General features: G+C 65.6%; 13 protein-coding genes. 8 read left to right on the top strand and 5 right to left on the bottom strand.

The window, feature by feature from the left end; genetic code table 11:
- Positions 1 to 125: 125 nt before the first annotated feature.
- A complete protein-coding gene (locus tag ACVMIH_RS24150) occupies positions 126 to 650 on the bottom strand; it encodes a MarR family winged helix-turn-helix transcriptional regulator (RefSeq protein WP_082653966.1) in 525 nt (174 codons plus the stop codon).
- A gap of 82 nt (positions 651 to 732) precedes the next feature.
- Between ACVMIH_RS24150 and ACVMIH_RS24145 the strand changes: the two genes are divergently transcribed.
- Together ACVMIH_RS24145 and ACVMIH_RS24140 are read left to right on the top strand one after the other, a co-directional pair.
- Positions 733 to 1,935 (top strand): cytochrome P450, encoded by a 1,203-nt coding sequence (locus tag ACVMIH_RS24145; RefSeq protein ID WP_456815086.1) that lies wholly within the window; start codon positions 733 to 735, stop codon positions 1,933 to 1,935.
- 53 nt (positions 1,936 to 1,988) lie between these two features.
- Entirely contained in the window at positions 1,989 to 3,215 is a 1,227-nt protein-coding gene (locus ACVMIH_RS24140) for an ABC transporter substrate-binding protein (RefSeq protein WP_316396571.1), read from the top strand.
- A gap of 200 nt (positions 3,216 to 3,415) precedes the next feature.
- On the opposite strand, the gene ACVMIH_RS24135 is transcribed toward ACVMIH_RS24140, so the two are convergent.
- Entirely contained in the window at positions 3,416 to 4,069 is a 654-nt protein-coding gene (locus ACVMIH_RS24135; RefSeq protein WP_076831037.1) for an isochorismatase family protein, read from the bottom strand.
- Between the two features lie 148 nt (positions 4,070 to 4,217).
- Between ACVMIH_RS24135 and ACVMIH_RS24130 the strand changes: the two genes are divergently transcribed.
- Positions 4,218 to 5,168 (top strand): AraC-like ligand-binding domain-containing protein, encoded by a 951-nt coding sequence (locus tag ACVMIH_RS24130; protein ID WP_229189668.1) that lies wholly within the window; start codon positions 4,218 to 4,220, stop codon positions 5,166 to 5,168.
- Positions 5,169 to 5,391: 223 nt separating this feature from the next.
- Here the strand turns inward: ACVMIH_RS24130 and ACVMIH_RS24125 are convergent, their stop codons facing one another.
- Both ACVMIH_RS24125 and ACVMIH_RS24120 read right to left on the bottom strand, forming a co-directional pair.
- The gene (locus tag ACVMIH_RS24125; protein WP_456863557.1) at positions 5,392 to 6,666 is read right to left on the bottom strand and encodes an NAD(P)/FAD-dependent oxidoreductase; all 1,275 of its coding nucleotides are present in this window, start codon (positions 6,664 to 6,666) and stop codon (positions 5,392 to 5,394) included.
- Between the two features lie 115 nt (positions 6,667 to 6,781).
- Positions 6,782 to 8,188 carry a DHA2 family efflux MFS transporter permease subunit gene (locus ACVMIH_RS24120; RefSeq protein ID WP_456863554.1) on the bottom strand — a complete coding sequence of 469 codons (1,407 nt, stop codon included), beginning with the start codon at positions 8,186 to 8,188 and terminating at the stop codon, positions 6,782 to 6,784.
- Positions 8,189 to 8,369: 181 nt separating this feature from the next.
- On the opposite strand from ACVMIH_RS24120, the gene ACVMIH_RS24115 reads away from it, so the two are divergent.
- Together ACVMIH_RS24115 and ACVMIH_RS24110 are read left to right on the top strand one after the other, a co-directional pair.
- Complete coding sequence (locus tag ACVMIH_RS24115; RefSeq protein ID WP_057019474.1) at positions 8,370 to 8,678, top strand: hypothetical protein; 309 nt, start codon at positions 8,370 to 8,372, stop codon at positions 8,676 to 8,678.
- Between the two features lie 35 nt (positions 8,679 to 8,713).
- A complete protein-coding gene (locus tag ACVMIH_RS24110; RefSeq protein ID WP_253638518.1) occupies positions 8,714 to 9,610 on the top strand; it encodes a sigma-70 family RNA polymerase sigma factor in 897 nt (298 codons plus the stop codon).
- A 219-nt stretch (positions 9,611 to 9,829) separates the two neighbouring features.
- Here ACVMIH_RS24110 and ACVMIH_RS24105 read toward each other — a convergent pair whose 3' ends face one another.
- Complete coding sequence (locus ACVMIH_RS24105) at positions 9,830 to 10,546, bottom strand: hypothetical protein (RefSeq protein ID WP_456863551.1); 717 nt, start codon at positions 10,544 to 10,546, stop codon at positions 9,830 to 9,832.
- Between the two features lie 223 nt (positions 10,547 to 10,769).
- Between ACVMIH_RS24105 and ACVMIH_RS24100 the strand changes: the two genes are divergently transcribed.
- The 3 genes from ACVMIH_RS24100 (at position 10,770) to ACVMIH_RS24090 (ending at position 14,041) form a co-directional block, all read left to right on the top strand.
- Positions 10,770 to 11,942, top strand: coding sequence for an ABC transporter substrate-binding protein (locus tag ACVMIH_RS24100; protein ID WP_168859335.1), 1,173 nt, complete (start codon positions 10,770 to 10,772; stop codon positions 11,940 to 11,942).
- A 237-nt stretch (positions 11,943 to 12,179) separates the two neighbouring features.
- On the top strand, positions 12,180 to 13,097 hold the full coding sequence (locus ACVMIH_RS24095; protein WP_057019470.1) for a branched-chain amino acid ABC transporter permease: 918 nt from the start codon (positions 12,180 to 12,182) through the stop codon (positions 13,095 to 13,097).
- Positions 13,094 to 14,041 carry a branched-chain amino acid ABC transporter permease gene (locus ACVMIH_RS24090; protein WP_456782798.1) on the top strand — a complete coding sequence of 316 codons (948 nt, stop codon included), beginning with the start codon at positions 13,094 to 13,096 and terminating at the stop codon, positions 14,039 to 14,041. Before ACVMIH_RS24095 ends, ACVMIH_RS24090 begins: the two co-directional genes overlap by 4 nt.
- Positions 14,042 to 14,044 lie beyond the last annotated feature (3 nt).

Raw genomic sequence — 14,044 nt, 5'->3', positions numbered from 1 at the left:
CAGGGCCGGTCAACGGCCACGCGTTTGGGAGGAGAATGTTGCGCAGCACGGCGCGAACGGCACGCATGGAAGATCGGGCGAATACTGTGGGGGCGCAGCGCGGCGACCATGGCACGGCTGCGCCGTCAGGTCGTGCCTTGGCCGGTGACGGCGCCGAGATTCTCGTGCAGCCGGCGCAGCAGCTCGATCAGCACCTCGCGCTCGTCCTTCTTCAGGCACGCCAGCAGCCGCCGCTCGCGCTCCAGCGCCGCGACGATGACCTTGTCATGGACGGCGCGGCCGCGCGCGGTCAGCGTGATCGAATGGGTGCGGCCGTCGTCCGGAGCGGTGCGGATGGTCAGCAGGCCGCGCTTCTGCAATGCCGCGAGGTTGCGGCTGACCGGCCCCTTGTCGAAGCCGATCACTTGGCAGATCCGGGAAGCGGGAATCCCCGGCTCGATCGCCAGTTGCGAGATGATCCGCCACTCGGTGACATTGACGCCGAAATTCTTCTGGTAAAACGCGGTGGCGCTGTTCGACAGCTTGTTGCCGATGAAGGTGATGAACGCCGGCACATAGCGATCAAGGTCCAGCAGCGGGCCGTCACTGGCGTCTGCGGGATCGGCCGGTCTCGGCCGGCGGGGCTTTCGGGGGAGGGGCTGGCTGCTCATCTCTCAAATCATCGCTGCGAAACTGTCCGGGAGCAATAGATATGCGGCCCGTGTTGACAAGATCAAACCTCGGGAGGTCCCGATGACTGCAACAGAAGCTGCGTCCGTCCCGCATCTCGACGTCGATCCGTTCGCGCTCGAGTTCTTCGCCGACCCATTCCCGACCCATGAGCGGCTGCGCGAGGCCGGGCCGGTGGTCTATCTCGACAAGTGGAATGTCTATGGCGTGGCGCGCTACGCCGAGGTCCATGCGGTGCTGAACGACCCCGCGACCTTCTGCTCCAGCCGCGGCGTCGGCCTCAGCGACTTTTCGAAGGAGAAGCCGTGGCGGCCGGCGAGCCTGATCCTGGAGGCCGACCCGCCCGCCCATACCCGGACCCGCGCCGTGCTGAGCACGGTGTTGTCGGCGACCGTGATGAAGCAGCTTCGCGGGCAATTTGCCGCCGCCGCGGAGGCCCGCCTCGATGCGCTGCTGGAGAAGCGCAGGTTCGACGCGATCGCGGACCTTGCGGAAGCCTATCCGTTGTCGATCTTCCCGGATGCACTCGGCCTGAGGCCGGAGGGCCGCGAGCATCTGCTGCCCTACGCCAGTCTGGTGTTCAATGCCTTCGGCCCGCCGAACGAGCTCCGCAAGGAGGCGATCAAGCGCTCGGCGCCGCATCAGGCCTATGTTGCCGAGCAATGCCAGCGCGACAATCTCACCCCGGGCGGCATCGGCGCCTGCATTCACGCCCATGTCGATACCGGAGCCATTACCGCGACCGAAGCGCCGCTGCTGGTGCGCTCGTTGCTGTCGGCCGGTCTCGATACCACCGTCAACGGCATCGGCGCCGCCGTCTACTGCCTCGCCCGCTTCCCCGACCAATTCCAGAAACTACTCGCCGATCCGACGCTGGCGCGCAACGCCTTCGAGGAAGCCGTGCGGTTCGAAAGTCCGGTCCAGACTTTCTTCCGCACCACGACGCGCGACGTCGAGCTCAGTGGGGCCAGCATTCCTGAAGGCGAGAAGGTGCTGATGTTCCTCGCTGCGGCCAATCGTGATCCGCGCCGCTGGGAAGCGCCCGACAGCTACGACATCACCCGTCGTACGTCGGGCCACGTCGGCTACGGTTCGGGCATCCATATGTGTGTCGGCCAGCTCGTCGCCCGTCTCGAAGGCGAGGTGATGATGGCGGCGCTGGCGCGTCGTGTCGCCAGGATCGACATCACCGGCGAGCCGAAGCGCCTTTTCAACAACACGCTGCGCGGGCTCAGCAGCCTGCCGGTCGAGATCACGCCGGCCTGACGAGACGCTCAAGACCAGCAAAAGGTCGATTGAGGAAACATGGGAGGGAGACGATGAGGGGCTTCGGGGTTGGGCGATCTAGGATTGGACTTGCGCTGGCACTGGCCTGCGCCGCGGGCAGCGCACGCGCGGAGATTTCCGGCGACGTGGTCCGCGTCGGGGTGCTCAACGACATTTCCGGCATCTTCCAGGACACCAACGGCATGGGTTCGGTGGAAGCCGCGCGCATGGCCGCGGAAGATTTTGGCGGTGGCGGCAAGGGCATCAAGGTCGAGATCGTCTATGCCGATCACCAGAACAAGGCCGACGTGGGCTCTGCGATCGCGCGCAAATGGCTCGATGTCGAAGGCGTCGATGCCATCGTCGACGTGCCGAACTCGGCGGTCGGGCTCGCCATCAACACCATCCTGCGCGACTCAAGGATGACGTTCCTGGCGTCGTCGACCGCGAGCTCCGATCTCACCGGCAAGGCCTGCTCGCCGAACACCATTCAATGGGTCAACGACGCCTGGGCCACCGGCAACACGACCGCGGCCGCGATGATGCAGCGTGGCGGCAAGGATTGGTACTTTGTGACCGTCGACTATGCCCTCGGCAAAGGCATTGAGGCCGAGGCGACCAACTACATCGAGAAGCACGGCGGCAAGGTTTTGGGCTCGAGCAAGCATCCGCTCGGCACCTCGGACTTCGCGTCGTTCCTGCTGCAGGCGCAGAGCTCGAAAGCAAAAGTGATCGGGCTTGCCAATGCCGGCGGCGACACCATCAACGCGGTGAAGCAGGCGGCCGAGTTCGGCATCCAGCAGGGCGGCCAGACCATGGTGGCGTTCCTGCTGTTCGTGAACGACATCCACGGCATGGGCCTGAAGGTCGCGCAGGGCCTGCAGCTGCTGGAAGCCTTCTACTGGGACATGAACGACGACACCCGCGCGTTCGCAAAGCGCTTCGCCGCCCGTCCCGGTATGAACGGCAAGATGCCGAGCGGCAACCAGGCCGGCGTCTACGCCTCGACGCTCGCCTACCTCAACGCGGTTGCCGCCACCGGCAGCGACGACGCCAAGGCGGTGGTGCCGCAGATGAAGACCTTCAAGGGCAAGGACAAGCTGTTCGGCGACACCACGATCCGCCAGGACGGCCGCGTCATCCATCCGATGTATCTGTTCGAGGTGAAGAAGCCGGAGGAGTCGAAGTACCCCTACGACTATTACAAGCTGATCGCGACCATCCCGGCCGACCAGGCGTTCCGCCCGCTGGCCGATGGCGGCTGCTCACTGGTGAAGTGAGCTCTTCGCCGCGAATGCTGCTGCGCTCCCTCTCCCCTTGTGGGAGAGGGCTGGGGTGAGGGGTATCTCTCCACGCGGCGTACGGACCGGAGAGACCGCAACCCCTCACCCGGATCGCATTGCGCTTCGCTTCATGCGTTCCGGCCTCTCCCACAAGGGGAGAGGCGGACCGAATGTGCGATGCGCTGTTCGTGAACTCGCTACGCCGCCTTCGAGCCCGCCACCTTCACCCGCGCCAGCATCTCGGCCGCCGTCATCACATGTGCCGTTGAGAATGCGAGGATCGTCAGCGTGGCGCGGTGTACTTCGTCGGCGGACAGCGCGCCCTGGCCGACATCGGGATAGTCGAACGTGCCGGTCGCGTCCGACAGGAAGACGACCTTGTAATTGTGGAACATGGCGTCGCGCGCGGTGGCGTGGCAGCAGTTCTCGGTCGTGGTCCCCGAGATGATCACCGTGGTGATGCCCCATTCACGCAGGATGAGATCGAGATCGGTGGCGAAGAACGCGCTGTAGCGGTGCTTCTTGATGACGTGCTCGCCGGGGGCGGGGGCGAGGTCGTTGAAGATCTCGACGCCCTCGCTGCCGTCGACCAGCGACGACCGGTCGGCGATCGGCGAATAGAGATCGTCATAGAGCCCCATGTCGCTGCCGTCGCGGCGATGCACATGCGCGGTGTAGATGACGCGGATGCCCTTGTCCCGGCAGGCCTTCAGGGTCTGCGCCAGCCGTGGCACCATGGCGGCGGCCTGCGCCGAACGCAGCTTGGCGCCCTCGGCCACGAAATCGTTCTGCATGTCGACGACGATCATGACGGTTCGCGCCGGATCGATGGTTTCGCATTGGTAGCCCATGTGGTGTCTCCTCCTGGTGAGAGACAATTTCTACGCCGGTTCCCGCGATCGTTCTTGGCTGCGCCGGCCAGTCGCTGGTCTCTGCTTGCCAGAAGGGAGGGCTGGACGCAGAATGTCGCGCTGCCGGGTTGGGCGGGAGCAAGGTCCGATGCAGACCCCAGATCACACAGTCGTCGCGCAAACGCTTGTCGCGCCGGGTGACAGTTTCGACCGCTGGCATCACGTCACCTGCCGCGAATTCTCGCTGACCGAATGCCGCCGCGTCGCCGACGAGGCGTTCCAGGCATCGATCTCGATCCGCCATCTCGGCCCGCTGGCCATCAACGACATCTGGTCTTCGACGCCGGCCGCCGACCGCATCCGGGTGATGCGCAGCGCGAGCGACGTCCGCAGGGATCCGCGCGACTATTTCATGCTGTGGCTCACGCTGCGCGGCGAGGTCAGCTTTGCCCAGGGCGGCCGCGACGTGCGCATGCGCCGGGGCGATCTGATGCTGCATGACCAGGCGCAGCCGTTCACGCTCGAATTCGCCCCGAGCGCGCGCGCGATCATGGTGTCGATCCCGCGGCCGCTGCTGCTCGTGCGCCTGCCGGATGCGCAGCGCCTGACGGCGCGGCGGGTCGGCAACGCGTCGAAAGTGGGAGCGCTGGCGGGATCGCTGATCCGCCGGCTGACGCGGCTCGATGACGCGGCCGGACCTGCGGCGATACGGCTTGGCGCGGCGGCGCTCGATATTTTCGCAACCACGCTGCAGACCGAGCTGACGGACGAAGGGCCACAGCGCGGCGACGAACGGCTGGCGCGGGTCAAGGCCTACATGCTGGCCAATCTCGACGATCCTGGGCTCGATCTCGATGCGATCGCCACGGCGCACAACTTGGCGCCGCGCACGCTCAATCGCCTGTTTGCGCGCGAAGGCACGACGCCGATCCGCTGGCTCTGGCAGCAGCGCCTCGCCGCCGCCTATCAGGCGCTGGCCGAGCGGCGCTTCAGTCATGTCACCGATGTTGCGCTGAGCTTCGGCTTCAGCGACGTCTCGCATTTCAGCCGCGCCTTCAAGGCCGCGTTCGGCCGCTCGCCGCACCAGGTGATGGGGTGAGAATGCGTACAGCGCTGAGAGGCTAAGACAGATTGTTATCCGTCATCCCGATGAGGTGCGAGCCTTGCGGCGCAAATTGCGGCGCTGGGCGAGCCTCGAAGGATGCACGGCCACTAGCGGGGCCGTCGATCCTTCGAGACGCGCGTGCCGCGCTCCTCCAGCGACAAAGGCGGAGCCTTTGCGCGGGGATGACGGATAACAGGATAGCGCAGTGCCGAGTCACCTACTGCGCGACCTTGCTGCTGCCTTGCGTGATCAGCCGTGCTGCGCGCTGGTCGCGGGTGTGGATCCAGAGCCAGTTCATCGCCACCGCAATCCGATGGCGCACGCCGATCAGGAAGTAGATGTGGGCGAGGCCCCAGATCCACCATGCCAGCGAGCCGCGCAGCTTGAGCCAGCCGAAATCGATCACCGCCTTCTTCTTGCCGATCTGGGCGAGGCTGCCGGCATGCTTGTAGCGGAACGGCGGCAGCGTCTTGCCGTCGAGCCGGGCCTTGATCAGCGCGGCGACATAGCGCCCCTCCTGCTTGGCGGCCGGAGCGATGCCGGGCACCGGATTGCCGTCGGGGTCCTTGATCGTGACGGTGTCGCCGACGGCGAAGACATCGGGATGGCCGGGCACGGTCAGATCCGGCTCGACCTGCAGCCGATGGGCGCGATCGGCCGGCGCGTTCAGCCACTCGGCGGCGCGCGAGGCGCGCACGCCGGCGGCCCAGACGATGGTGCGCGCCTCCAGCCTCTTGCCGCCGAACACCACGCCGTCGGCCGAGCATTCGGTGACCGGCTCGCCCAGCATCACCTCGACGCCGAGCTTTTCCAGCGACGCCTGCGCATAGGCCGAGAGATCGTCGGGAAATCCGGCCAGCACGCGCGGGCCGGCCTCGATCAGCACCACGCGCGCCTTGCGCGTGTCGATGTGACGAAAGTCTTGCGGCAGCGTGTCCTTGGCGAGGTCGGCGATGGTGCCGGCCATCTCGACGCCGGTCGGCCCGGCGCCGATGATGACGAAGGTCAGCAGCGCCGCGCGCTTGTCCGGATCGGTCTCGCGCTCGGCGCGCTCGAAGGCGACCAGGATACGCCGCCGCAGCGTCGTCGCGTCCTCCAGCGTCTTCAGGCCGGGCGCGAACGGCTCCCATTCGTCGTGGCCGAAATAGGCGTGGCGGGCGCCGGTGGCGAGGACCAGCGTGTCGTAGGGAATGCTGCCGCCGTCGTCGAGCTGCACCTGCTTCGCCGTGGCGTCGATGCCGCAGACATTGGCGAACAGCGTCGTCACCTCGGGCCGGTCGCGCAAGAGATAGCGGATCGGCCAGGCGATCTCGCTGGTGGCAAGCGAAGCGGTCGCGACCTGATAGAGCAGCGGCTGGAACAGATGGTGGTTGCGACGGTCGATCAGCGTGATCTCGACCGGCGCCCCTCTGAGACCGAAAGCGGCTTCCAGGCCGCCGAAGCCGGCGCCGACGATCACCACGCGATGAGGTTTGGCCGGCGCTTGCGTCATCTGATGTCGCTCCCGGTTTCGAACGGCTTCTTCGTTTGATTATGTATTCATTCGCAGCCCCATTCCAACACGAAATGCCTGATCGCCCGATAGCAAAACCCAATCGCCGCAAGCTTCACGCATCCTGCGGCGCGGCCGCGGCCACGGCCCGCCGCCGCATCGGCAGGAACAGTCCTGCGACCGCGCCGGCGAATGACAGCGTTGCGGCAAGGCTCATCGCCGACGCGAATCCGTTGGTGAAATGACCGGATGAATCGGCTGCGCCATTGGCGGAGAAGCTCGCCACCAGCGCCGCGATACCGAACATGCCGCCGAGGAAGCGGCCCATGTTGAAGACGCCCGACGCCTTGCCCATCTCGCTGACGGCGACCGCACCCAGCACCGCGTTCTGCGCGGCCGGCATCGCCATCGATACGCCGACGCCGGCGAGCACCAGCGGCGCGACCAGCGCCGAATAGGGCACTGCGGGGCTCACGATCTCGCTGATCCAGCCGAGCCCGATCGCCTGCATCAGCAGGCCGGTGACGACCAGCGTGCGCTCGCCGAACCGGTTGACCGCGGCGCCGGCGATCGGCGCGGTGACGAACAGCGTCGCCGTCCACGGCAGCAGACGAAGCCCGGCGCCGAAGGCGTCGAAGCCGAGCGCGATCTGCAGGAACTGCGGCAGCAGGAACAGCACGCCATACATCGCGGCGTAGAACAGCACGCTTGCGGCCATGCCTGACGCAAACGGCCGTGCCGCGAACAGCCGCATCGGCACCATCGGGCTTGTGGCACGCAGCTCCCACAGCACGAACAGCGCCGCCAGCGCGACGCCGGCGATCAGCGCGCCCGTCACTTCCGCGCTGGCCCAGCCGACGCCGTTGCCGCGCAGCAGGCCCCAGACCAGCGCCAGCGCCGCGAGCGCGACCAGCGTGAGGCCGGTGATGTCGAGCGGCGCCGTCGGCCCAAAACTTTCGCGCAGGCGCGTGATCACAAGGGCGATCGCGATCAGGCCGACCGGCAAGTTGATCCAGAAAATCCAGCGCCAGCCGAGATGCTCGGTGATGAAGCCGCCGATCGCGGGACCTATGATCAGCGCGCATCCGGTGATGCCGCTGAAAATGCCGAGCGCGCGGGGGCGCTCCTCCCGGCCGAACGCGCCGCTCAGGATCGCCATCGCCAGCGGCATCACCAGTGCCGCGCCCGCGCCCTGCAGGGCGCGGGCGGCGATCAGGGCCGCGGCGTTGCCGGCCAGCGCGCAGGCCGCCGACGCCACGACGAACAGGCCGATCCCGGCCGCGAACATCCTGCGCCGCCCGAAACGGTCGCCGAGCGCCGCGCCGGTCAGGAGCAGCACCGCGAAGGTCAGGTTGAAGGCATTGACGGTCCATTGCAGCGTCTCCACGGCGCTTCCGAAATCGGCGCGGATGGTGGCGAAGGCCGTGGTCATGATCATGGCGTCGAGCGCCATCATGAAGGATGCCAGCGCGGTGAGGCCGAGCACCCAGCGCTGTTCGGCGCGCTGCTGAGGGGTCTGCATGGTCGTTCTCCGTTGCCATGCCGCGAGATTGCGGCGCGCTTCGCCGGCAAGGACGAACCGGAACGGGCAAAGGATGCGGCCGAAGTTTATTTTTGCCGGACCGCATCCTTTGGCGGTTCGCGAACGTCCTTGGGTCTGAGGCGGCCGGTTCAGGCCGCAGAACCAGGCCAAGGAGGCTGCGATGAGACGGACCCTGATCAGGTACAAGGCGAAGCCGGAGATGGCGGAGAAGAATGCCGCGCTGGTGTCGGCCGTGTTCGCCGAGCTGAAGGCGGCGAGGCCCGACGGCGTGCGCTATCTGACCCTGCGGCTGGAGGACGATACCTTCATCCACATGGTCGAGACCACGGCCGAGGACGGTTCGAGCCCGATCCCGAAACTGGCCGCGTTCCAGGCGTTCCAGGACGGCATCCGCGATCGTTGCGCCGAGCCGCCGCTGGTTCGCAGTGCGGTGATTGTCGGGAATTATCGTATGCTGGATGAGCCGTGAACCGGCGGGCAGTGCACCGATCTGGCGGAGCCATCATGACGTCACCACACCAAGCGCCGGCCGCGACCGACGTCGACACGCTGTTGGCGGCGATGCGGCCGAGGCTGCATCGCTACTGCGCCCGCATGGTCGGATCCGTCATCGACGGCGAGGATGTGCTGCAGGACGCGCTGATCAAGGCGGTGGAAGCCTTCGGGTCCGCCGCGCCGATCCAGAATCCGCAAGCCTGGCTGTTCCGGATCGCGCACAACACCGCGCTCGATTTCCTCAGGCGGCGCAACCGCCAGGAAGCGCTCCACGCGCCGGAGGAGGTGGACATGATGGCCGGAGAGCTCGATGATTTGGGCCGCCGCGAGATCGCCGCGACCAGCCTGCGCACCTTCATGCGCTTGCCGGTGGCGCAGCGTTCCAGCGTGATCCTGATGGACGTGCTCGGCTGCTCGCTGCAGGAGATCTGCGGCATCATGGATTTCAGCCTGCCCGCGGTGAAGGCCGCGCTGCACCGTGGACGCACGCAGCTGCGCGAGTTTGCCAGCGAGCCGGACGACGCGCCGCGGCCCGGCCTGTCGCCGGCCGATCGCGTCAGGCTCAACGCCTATGTCAGCCATTTCAACGCCCGTGACTTCGACGCCATCCGCGCCATGATCGCCGATGACATCAGGCTCGAGCTCGTTAACCGCACGCGGCTGAACGGCAAGGCCGAGGTGTCGCGCTACTTCGGCAATTATTCGAAGATCGACGACTGGCACCTGGTGACCGGACAGGTCGAGGGACGGCCCGCGATCTTGGTGTTCGACCCGACCGCTCTGGACGCGCCGCCGCGATCGTTCATGCTGCTCGACTGGTCGGCCGACAAGGTTGCGACGATCAGGGATTTCCGCCACGCGTCCTATGCGATCGACGGCGCCGAATGGGCGGTGGACAAGGGGTAATCGGCCCTCGCCGCCAGCCTTTGGCTCAGTGATCGCGCGGCAAATTCCGCGTCGTCCCGGACAAGCCAACGGGTCGGCGCGAAGCGCCGCCCGATGACAGGCTCCGCGCGATCCGGGACCCATAACCACCAATGGGAATCGTCTTGGTCGCTGGGGCCCCAGCGCTCTTCAACAATCTGATCCTGTGGTTATGGGTCCCTGCTGTCGCGACGACGGCTGCTACCGCGTCTTGCCGCCGAACTCGCCGTTGGCGATCCGTGCGACGCGGCTACCGCCTGCGGCCGGCGTACTGCGTCTTTCAAACAGACCATCGCCGGTCTCGCGCGGCGATGGCGGGGCTTCTTCGTAATAGCCGCCGCTCCGCCAGACCAGCAGGACGATGTTCATTGCGCCATTGACGGCGGCGCCGACCACCGTTTCGGTGTGCTGATAGGTCAGCGCATATTCGGGAAATCGTCCGGCAATCGCCCTGTCGAGCACGAGGAGGGCGATCCATGCCGCCATCACGCAGACCGGATCCCAGCCCATGTCGCGCACCCGCATCGATTGCAGCATGAAGCAGATGACGAGCATGCCGTAGAAGGCAATGACCAGCACGGAGTTGCTCGATGCCTGCGCCAGCAGCACGTCCATACTGCCGCTCGCCGGTGCGTTGCCGGTGACGCCGTAGACCAACATCATAAAGCCGAGGCCCACCACGAAGGTGCAGAAGAAGAAAGCCAGTCGGCCCATCCGGGCATTGAAGCCGAAGATGTAATTCAGCATGTGACGCACCCCTTTGGCGGCAGCGTCGGCCAGGGATGCTTTCCGGACCATGAAGCCCGCAGGCGCTTGCCGGCCTGTGGTTTCCGGGTGCTTTACCGGATCGTTAAAGCCTGCTGCAGTGCGGGCGTGGGTCGTTGCGGAAGGCCGGTGCCTGCGACAATCGTTGCCCACGCAACCGGCATTATATTTCTTGCCATGGTCGATTTAGACGAATTATGATGCAAGGTGCTGGGGTATGCGCCGAAGGTTCTAAGTCAGCGCCGTCGGTTCATGCTTGCTGCAGACTTGCGATATCGCGCACAAAATACGTCACAGAACGACGCGCGCAAAGCGTGACCCCCCGGGCCCTCGTGATCGAGCCTCGTGGGATCTTTGGTTGAGGAGGGGAGTGAATATGAAAAAGGCATTTTGGCTGGCAGGCGCCATGGCTATGGCGCTGGCGCAGCCCGCGATGGCGGCTGACAGCGTCAAGATCGGCTTCGTCTCGACCTTCAGCGGTCCGACCGCCGTGATCGGCAACGACATGCGCAATTCCTTCGAGCTCGCGCTCGACCATCTCGGCCGCAAGATCGACGGCAAGCCGGTCGAGGTGATCTACGAGGACGACCAGCAGAAGCCGGATGTCGGCAAGCAGAAGACCGAGAAGCTGGTGCAGTCCGACAAGGTCGACTTCATCGTCGGCTACATCTGGTCGAACGTGCTGCTGGCGTCGCTGAAGACCGCGGTCGATTCCAAGACCTTCCTGATCTCGGCCAATGCCGGTCCGTCGCAGCTCGCCGGCGAACTGTGCTCGCCTTACGTGTTCTCGACCTCCTGGCAGAACGACCAGACCCCGCAAGCGGTCGGCACCTACATGAACCAGAAGGGCGTCAAGTCGGTGTTCCTGATCGGCCCGAACTACGCCGCGGGCAAGGACATGCTGGCCGGCGTCAAGAGCACGTTCAAGGGCCAGGTCGTCGGCGAGGAATATACGGTGTGGCCGAGCCAGCTCGACTTCTCCGCCGAGCTCACCAAGGCGAAGAACTCCAAGGCCGAGTCGATCTTCGTGTTCTATCCGGGCGCGGCCGGCGTGCAGTTCCTGAACCAGTATGCGCAGGCCGGCATCAAGCAGCAGATTCCGCTCTACACCGCCTTCACCATCGACGAATTGTCGCTGCCGTTGCAGAAGGACAATGCGCTCGGCGTTCCCGGCGCGCAGCAATGGGTCAACGACCTGCCCAACGAGGAGAACAAGAAGTTCGTCGCCGACTACCGCAAGAAGTATCCGGGCCTGCGGCCGACCTTCTACGGCGCCCAGTCCTACGACGCTGCCAACCTGATCAACAGCGCCGTGGTCGCGGTGAAGGGCGACCTGACGAAGAAGGACGCGATGAAGGCCGAGATGGAGAAGGTGAACTTCAAATCGGTGCGCGGTCCGTTCAAGTACGGCAACAACCACATTCCGATCCAGAACTTCTATCTGCAGGACGTGGTCAAGGACGCCGAGGGCCAGCTCTCGCTGAAGACGGTCGCGACCATCGTCAAGGACGACCAGGACCGCTTCCACGACAAGTGTCCGATGAAGTGATTGTCGGGCGTCTTTTTGGCGCGCGGCTTGCTTCTCTTTACCTCGCCCCGCTCTTGCGGGGAGAGGTCAATCGCGAAGCGATTGGGTGAGGGGCTCTTTCCCGGCATTCGGTTTGCGGAAAGAGCCCCTCACCCCAACCCCTCCCCGCAAGAGCGGGGCGAGGGAGAACCCGCAATGTGCAATGCGGCGGCGTGCTTGCGCTGCCGCTGTTTTGTTTCAGCCCGGTATGAAGGATCCATGTATCTCGTCGTCGAACAACTGCTGAACGGCCTGCAATTCGGCCTCCTGCTGTTCCTGCTGGCGGCCGGGCTGACGCTGGTGTTCGGCATCATGGACTTCGTCAATCTGGCGCACGGCTCGCTCTACATGATGGGCGCCTATTTCGCGGCGACCTTCGTGGCCTGGACCGGTAGCTTCGTGCTCGGCGCGCTGATGGCGCTGGGCGCCACGCTGCTGCTCGGCATCGCGCTGGAATATGTCGCGCTCAGGCATCTCTATGGCCGCGACCATCTCGACCAGGTGCTGGCGACGTTCGGTCTGATCCTGTTCTTCAACGACGCCGTCCGGCTGATCTGGGGCCCGGCGGGCCTCGCGCTGCCGCTGCCGGCCTGGCTCACCGTGCCGGTGCAGATCATTCCCGGCGTTTACTATCCGGCCTACCGCCTCATGATCATCGTGGTCGCGCTGGCGGTCGCAGCAATGCTCTATCTCGTCGTGATGCGTACCCGCATCGGCATGCTGATCCGCGCCGGGGCCTCCAACCGCGAGATGATCGGGGCGCTCGGCATCAACATCAAGCTGCTGTTCACGCTGGTGTTCGGCCTTGGCGCGGCGCTCGCCGGCCTCGCCGGGCTGATGCAGGCACCGATCCTCACCGTGCAGATCGGCATGGGCGAGAACATCCTGATCCTGGCCTTCGTCATCATCGTGATCGGCGGCATCGGCTCGATCCGCGGCGCGTTCATGGCCGCGATCTTCGTCGGCATCATCGACACGATGGGCCGCGCCTTCCTGCCGGACCTGCTGCGCAAGGTGCTAAGCGGGGCGGCGGCGTCCACCGCGGCGCCGGCGCTGTCCTCGATGCTGATCTACCTCCTGATGGCCATCATCCTTGTGCTGCGGCCCGAGGGGCTGTTCCCGGCGGCCAAACGATGATGCGAAAGCTCAACGTCTCCAATGCGGTCGCGGCGCTGATGTGTGCCGCCCTGATGCTGCTGCCGTTCTATTCGGCGGTCACGGGCAATATCTTCATCCTCACGCTGTTCACCCGGATCGTGATCTTCGCGCTCGCCGCCGCGAGCCTCAATCTGATCATGGGCTATGGCGGCATGATGAGCTTTGGCCACGCCGCCTATCTCGGCATCGGCGGCTATGCCGTCGGCATCCTCGCCGCCGAGGGGGTCGGCTCCGGCTTCATCCAGTGGCCGGTGGCGCTCGCCGTCTCGGCGCTGTTTGCGCTGCTGATCGGCGCGCTCTCGCTGCGCACCCGCGGCGTCTACTTCATCATGATCACGCTGGCCTTTGCGCAGATGGCCTACTACATCGCCTCCGCGCTGTCGCGCTACGGCGGCGACGACGGGCTCACCGTCTACAAGCGCAGCGATTTCGCCGGTCTGATCAACCTGTCGGATCGCAACCAGTTCTATTACCTCTGCCTGGCCTGCCTGTTCGGTGGCCTTTATCTGATCTGGCGCATCGTCAATTCGCGCTTCGGCCTCGTGGTGCAGGGCGTCCGCTCCAACGAGCAGCGCATGCAGGCGATCGGTTTCCATGCCAATCGCTACCGCTTGGTCTGTTTCGTGATATCAGGCACGATCTGCGGCCTGGCCGGCGCGCTGCTGGCCAACAACACCGATTTCGTCAGCCCCGCCGTGATGTACTGGACGCGCTCCGGCGATCTCATGGTGATGGTGATCCTCGGCGGCATGGGCTCGCTGTTCGGTCCCGTCATCGGCGCGATCGTCTATCTCCTGCTCGAGGAGCTGCTATCGCAGTTCACCGAATATTCGGGGCTGATCCTGGGCCCGGTGCTGCTCCTGATCGTGCTGTTCGCGCGCGGCGGCATCATGGGCCTGCTCGGGAGGATGCGCCGTGGTTGATTC

This window comes from Bradyrhizobium sp. USDA 4503, assembly GCF_054055815.1.
This window is presented reverse-complemented; position numbering and strand designations above follow the sequence as displayed.

What these genes read in the sequence shown, in the direction of transcription:
- ACVMIH_RS24150 (WP_082653966.1), bottom strand. Translation starts at nt 650, where the DNA reads ATGAGCAGCCAGCCCCTCCCCCGAAAGCCCCGCCGGCCGAGACCGGCC.
- ACVMIH_RS24145 (WP_456815086.1), top strand. Translation starts at nt 733, where the DNA reads ATGACTGCAACAGAAGCTGCGTCCGTCCCGCATCTCGACGTCGATCCG.
- ACVMIH_RS24140 (WP_316396571.1), top strand. Translation starts at nt 1,989, where the DNA reads ATGAGGGGCTTCGGGGTTGGGCGATCTAGGATTGGACTTGCGCTGGCA.
- ACVMIH_RS24135 (WP_076831037.1), bottom strand. Translation starts at nt 4,069, where the DNA reads ATGGGCTACCAATGCGAAACCATCGATCCGGCGCGAACCGTCATGATC.
- ACVMIH_RS24130 (WP_229189668.1), top strand. Translation starts at nt 4,218, where the DNA reads ATGCAGACCCCAGATCACACAGTCGTCGCGCAAACGCTTGTCGCGCCG.
- ACVMIH_RS24125 (WP_456863557.1), bottom strand. Translation starts at nt 6,666, where the DNA reads ATGACGCAAGCGCCGGCCAAACCTCATCGCGTGGTGATCGTCGGCGCC.
- ACVMIH_RS24120 (WP_456863554.1), bottom strand. Translation starts at nt 8,188, where the DNA reads ATGCAGACCCCTCAGCAGCGCGCCGAACAGCGCTGGGTGCTCGGCCTC.
- ACVMIH_RS24115 (WP_057019474.1), top strand. Translation starts at nt 8,370, where the DNA reads ATGAGACGGACCCTGATCAGGTACAAGGCGAAGCCGGAGATGGCGGAG.
- ACVMIH_RS24110 (WP_253638518.1), top strand. Translation starts at nt 8,714, where the DNA reads ATGACGTCACCACACCAAGCGCCGGCCGCGACCGACGTCGACACGCTG.
- ACVMIH_RS24100 (WP_168859335.1), top strand. Translation starts at nt 10,770, where the DNA reads ATGAAAAAGGCATTTTGGCTGGCAGGCGCCATGGCTATGGCGCTGGCG.
- ACVMIH_RS24095 (WP_057019470.1), top strand. Translation starts at nt 12,180, where the DNA reads ATGTATCTCGTCGTCGAACAACTGCTGAACGGCCTGCAATTCGGCCTC.
- ACVMIH_RS24090 (WP_456782798.1), top strand. Translation starts at nt 13,094, where the DNA reads ATGATGCGAAAGCTCAACGTCTCCAATGCGGTCGCGGCGCTGATGTGT.